The organism is Anoxybacillus sp. J5B_2022, assembly GCF_026847645.1.
Taxonomy (GTDB): domain Bacteria; phylum Bacillota; class Bacilli; order Bacillales; family Anoxybacillaceae; genus Anoxybacteroides.
The window spans coordinates 1-4,474 of the sequence record NZ_JAPSMC010000103.1 but is presented as its reverse complement, the minus strand read 5'-3'; the positions used below and the strand labels follow the sequence as shown (position 1 = coordinate 4,474).

Here is a 4,474-nt window from a genome sequence, read left to right as displayed (position 1 = left end):
GTTTGATTTCCTAAATTTCGGGAAGCTTCCCTTTTAATAAAATCAATAGGGTTATAAACCGTATTTTCAATCGTGTTTCTTACTGGATTGATCGCTACGATCGGTGCGGACGATTCATATGCCTTCCGTGCCTCTTGACTAATATGTACGGTGTCTTTTGGAATGGATGTTTTGCTCGATTTGGTGGGACTGTTTTGTGGATGGTTGACTTTTTCTGTTTTTGTCGCCGTACTTGTCACATGAGTATTCACTGTCCTTGAATAACTACTGCGTGTCATCACGGCACTGGCTGATTTTGAAATCGGCATGACTCTCCCCTCTCTTTACATATTTGCTCGTTTCTCTCGCATTCATTATAATAATCAAACATTTTTTTCGATATTTTTTATTCGACATTTTTCTTTTTCAATCGACATTTCAAAATCATGAACAAGAGGCGAGAATCGTATGTCGGGCGTACTGTACGATCCAGTATGAATCTTCGTGAGAAGCTGGCCTGCATCATCGGCCAGCTCTTTTTTTACTCCGCGCTTCTTTTCGGAATCGGAAACGAGGCAAAATCAGACGCAATCGCCACGTTCGGAAAAATCGTCTTTGCCTCTTCAACTAGTTGGTTGCACATCTCCCCTTGATAGCGTGAGCTAATATGAGTCAGAATGAGTTGCTTCGCCCCAGCCCGCTTCGCCACTTCCGCCGCCTGCACCGTTGTGGAATGGTAGTAATCGTGCGCTAAATGGGCTTCGTTTGCACTAAACGTCGCTTCATGCACAAGCACATCCACTCCTTCGGCAAGTTCCACGCTCGCGTCGCAATAGCGCGTATCGCCCATAATCGCTAGCTTTCTTCCCTTTTTCGGCGGACCGACAAACTCACGGCCATCGATGACCGTACCATCGTCTAATATGACCGTATGCCCAAGCTTAATTTGCTGGTAAATCGGCCCCGGTCGAATACCAAGTGCACGTAATTTGTCCACTAGCAGCGTACCCGGCAAATCTTTTTCGACGATGCGAAATCCATACGAAGGTATCCCGTGCTCTAACCGTTTGGCAGTGACGAGAAATTGTTCATCTTCGTATACCGTTCCTTCGTCTATTTCAACGATGTGTAAGTCATATTTTACATGTGTTCCACTAACAGAAAGCGCCGTTTCAATAAATGCACGAATGCCCGCTGGTCCGTACACTGTAAGTGGCGTATCGCCCCCTTGAAACGAACGGCTGCCAAGCAGTCCAGGCAGTCCAAAAATATGATCACCGTGCAAATGGGTAATAAAAATTTTTTCGATCCGCCCCGGTCTGACAGACGTATGTAAAATTTGATGCTGTGTTGCCTCCCCGCAATCAAACAGCCACGTCACTCCGCGCTCTTCTAACAGCTGTAGCGCGATTGCTGACACGTTCCGTCCTTTCGAAGGAACACCCGACCCCGTCCCTAAAAACAACAGTTCCAACTCGTCCACCTCTTCTCGACTTTTCTGTTGTTTAGCGTACCAATGTTTTCGATCCAATTCAATCTTCTGTGTTAAAATGTTTGCGTTCATAACCGAAAATATCTACAATTAGATATTTGAAGAGACAATTTTAGCTAAAGCGAGGTACATATCGTGAACAACGTGAATCCAAAGTCACTGATCGTTATTTTTGGCGCAACGGGGGACTTGGCCAAACGCAAACTATTTCCTTCCATTTACAGACTATATCAAAAAGGAAAACTATCCGAAGAATTTGCCGTCGTGGGGGTGGCACGGCGTCCTCTTTCTAATGATGAGTTTCGCCGTTATGTAAGTCAATCGATCGAAGATTCAACAAAACAAGAACTTTCTGATGAATCGTTTGTTTCCCATTTTTATTACCATTCGCTCGATGTGACAAGCACGGCTTCTTATCAGGAGCTTAAATCATTGCTCGAGCGTTTAGATGCAACGTATGACATCCCGGGCAACCGTATTTTTTATTTAGCGATGGCGCCGGAGTTTTTCGGCACGATTACGTCTCATTTAAAATCAGAAGGTCTAACCGCCACAGACGGCTGGAAACGGCTCGTCATTGAAAAGCCATTCGGTCACGATTTAAAAAGCGCTCAACAGCTGAACAAAGAAATTCGTCAAGCGTTTTCCGAAAAAGAAATTTTCCGTATCGACCATTATCTCGGAAAAGAAATGGTGCAAAACATCGAGGTCATTCGTTTTGCGAACGCCATTTTCGAACCGCTCTGGAATAACCGCTTTATTGCCAATATTCAAATTACATCAAGCGAAACGCTCGGTGTAGAAGATCGCGGCCGCTATTATGACCATTCTGGCGCGCTTCGCGATATGGTGCAAAACCATATGTTGCAAATGGTCGCGCTTTTGGCAATGGAACCACCGATTAAATTGACGACGGATGACATTCGCAGTGAAAAAGTGAAAGTGTTGCGCGCGCTTCGCCCGATTACGCACGATGAAGTCGATCAATATTTTGTGCGGGGGCAATATGGACGCGGCTTTATTCGCGGCCAAGAAGTGGTCGGCTATCGGGAAGAAAATAACGTCGATCCAAACTCAAATACTGAAACGTTTGTCGCTGGAAAATTAATGATCGACAACTTCCGTTGGGCTGGCGTGCCGTTTTACATTCGCACTGGCAAACGGATGACCGAAAAATCGACGAAAATTGTCGTGCAATTTAAAGATGTGCCAATGAATTTATATTATCGGACAAGCGAAAACGTTCATCCGAATTTGCTTGTTATTCACATTCAGCCCGATGAAGGCATTACGCTTCATTTAAATGCGAAAAAAAGCGGCGAGAGCATGAAAACGACACCGATTAAACTCGACTACTGCAACAATTGCATTGACGGCATTAACACGCCGGAAGCGTATGAGAAATTGCTGTATGACTGCATGCGCGGCGATGCGACAAACTTCACCCATTGGGATGAAGTAGCCGCCTCATGGAGCTTCATCGACCCGATTTCCGAAGTATGGGCGAATACGAAAGCCGCCGACTTCCCGAATTATGAAGCCGGCTCGATGGGACCGAAAGCGGCGGATGAACTGCTGCAAAAAGACGGCTTCCATTGGTGGCCGCTAAATGGAACGATGTAAGGAGGAAACAAACATGAAAATGTACGATGTGACCGCTCCCATTTTTGAAGGGATGCCTGTGTATAAAAATAAGCCGGAAAAACAACCGAAGCTAATGACCGTCACGAACGATTACGTCACCGAATCGCGCATCGATATGGATGTGCATACCGGTACGCATATTGACGCGCCACTTCATATGGTGAAAAACGGGGAAACATTTGAAACGATTTCGCTTGAAAAACTTGTCGGTTACTGCAAAGTCGTAGACGTCACAAACGTGAACGATAAAATTACAAAAGACGACTTAATTCATTTTGATATTCAAGAGAACGATTTCATCTTATTCAAAACAAAAAACTCATTCGACGACGCATTTAACTTTGCATTTATTTACGTTGCTGAAGATGCTGCAGCGTACTTAGCAGAAAAACGCATTCGCGGCGTCGGCATTGACGCTCTCGGCGTCGAACGCAACCAAGCAGGACACCCAACGCATAAAACGCTGTTCGGTCATGGCATTATCGTCATCGAAGGGCTTCGCCTAAAAGACGTACCAGCAGGAGAATATTGGATGGTCGCCGCTCCACTTAAACTCGTCGGCACCGACGCCGCCCCAGCGCGTGTATTATTGTTTGAACAATAAACAATCCCCCTCGTGGTGAGGGGGATTTTATAAATTTTCTTAAAATCCCCCTAGAGCCACTTGCCCTAGGGGGTGTTCGTTTATTTCAACCTTTCCGTATGGAAAACGCCTTCTTTGTCGATGAGCTCGTATGTGTGGGCGCCATGCTAATTTAATGGCGCATGTTGTTTTTTATTTCATTTAGGAGCTTAATTATTTCCTCATTTTGTTGTGTAATTCTTTTTAAATCTTTTGCTACAAATGGGAAATAATAAATCACGAAAACGAATACACCGATTAGTGGTAATACACCCAAAATAGTCTCTAACAAATTACATTCACCCTTTTTTCGTTCAGATTTTCTAAAGCACAATATATGCAGGCTGCTTTGATTATTCTTTTAGTCAATTTAAGCAGCCTTGCTTATGTCGGTTTTTCGCTCCAAATCTATATAGGTGGATTGAATTTTTTAATCTAGTTAGTCCAGCTCCATTGTATATCACTGATAGCCGACCAAGTACCTACCGCCCTAACTTTTGTATCGTGGAATACAGTAGCTTTCTGCCACCTTATACCAATATTCAACTCAAAATTACCTTCCACATTTCTAATATAATCAAAGTTATTATATTCATACCAAGCCTCTACTGTTTTACCAGTATAACTCCAGCCCGAAGAATAGATTTTATACCCTTCCTTTGGGCTAATTGAGAGAATTTTTACTCCATCATAATACCACAGATTTTCCGTCCAAAATTCAAATAAATTAGTACCAT

Annotated in this window: 5 protein-coding genes; 2 read left to right on the top strand and 3 right to left on the bottom strand. The window is 43.8% G+C overall.

Annotation, left to right across the window (positions count from 1 at the left end):
- Together M4I42_RS16295 and rnz are read right to left on the bottom strand one after the other, a co-directional pair.
- Nucleotides 1–308 (bottom strand): hypothetical protein (locus tag M4I42_RS16295; RefSeq protein ID WP_268853108.1); only part of this gene is annotated, 308 nt, incomplete at its 3' end.
- Nucleotides 309–520: 212 nt separating this feature from the next.
- Nucleotides 521–1,453, bottom strand: a complete 933-nt coding sequence (rnz, locus tag M4I42_RS16290) for a ribonuclease Z (protein WP_268853109.1) — start codon at nucleotides 1,451–1,453, stop codon at nucleotides 521–523.
- Between the two features lie 153 nt (nucleotides 1,454–1,606).
- On the opposite strand from rnz, the gene zwf reads away from it, so the two are divergent.
- Together zwf and M4I42_RS16280 are read left to right on the top strand one after the other, a co-directional pair.
- A complete protein-coding gene (zwf, locus tag M4I42_RS16285; protein ID WP_268853107.1) occupies nucleotides 1,607–3,094 on the top strand; it encodes a glucose-6-phosphate dehydrogenase in 1,488 nt (495 codons plus the stop codon).
- Between the two features lie 13 nt (nucleotides 3,095–3,107).
- Entirely contained in the window at nucleotides 3,108–3,719 is a 612-nt protein-coding gene (locus M4I42_RS16280; RefSeq protein ID WP_268853106.1) for a cyclase family protein, read from the top strand.
- Between the two features lie 453 nt (nucleotides 3,720–4,172).
- Here M4I42_RS16280 and M4I42_RS16275 read toward each other — a convergent pair.
- A partial coding sequence (locus M4I42_RS16275; protein WP_268853105.1) for a hypothetical protein occupies nucleotides 4,173–4,474 on the bottom strand: 302 nt, incomplete at its 5' end.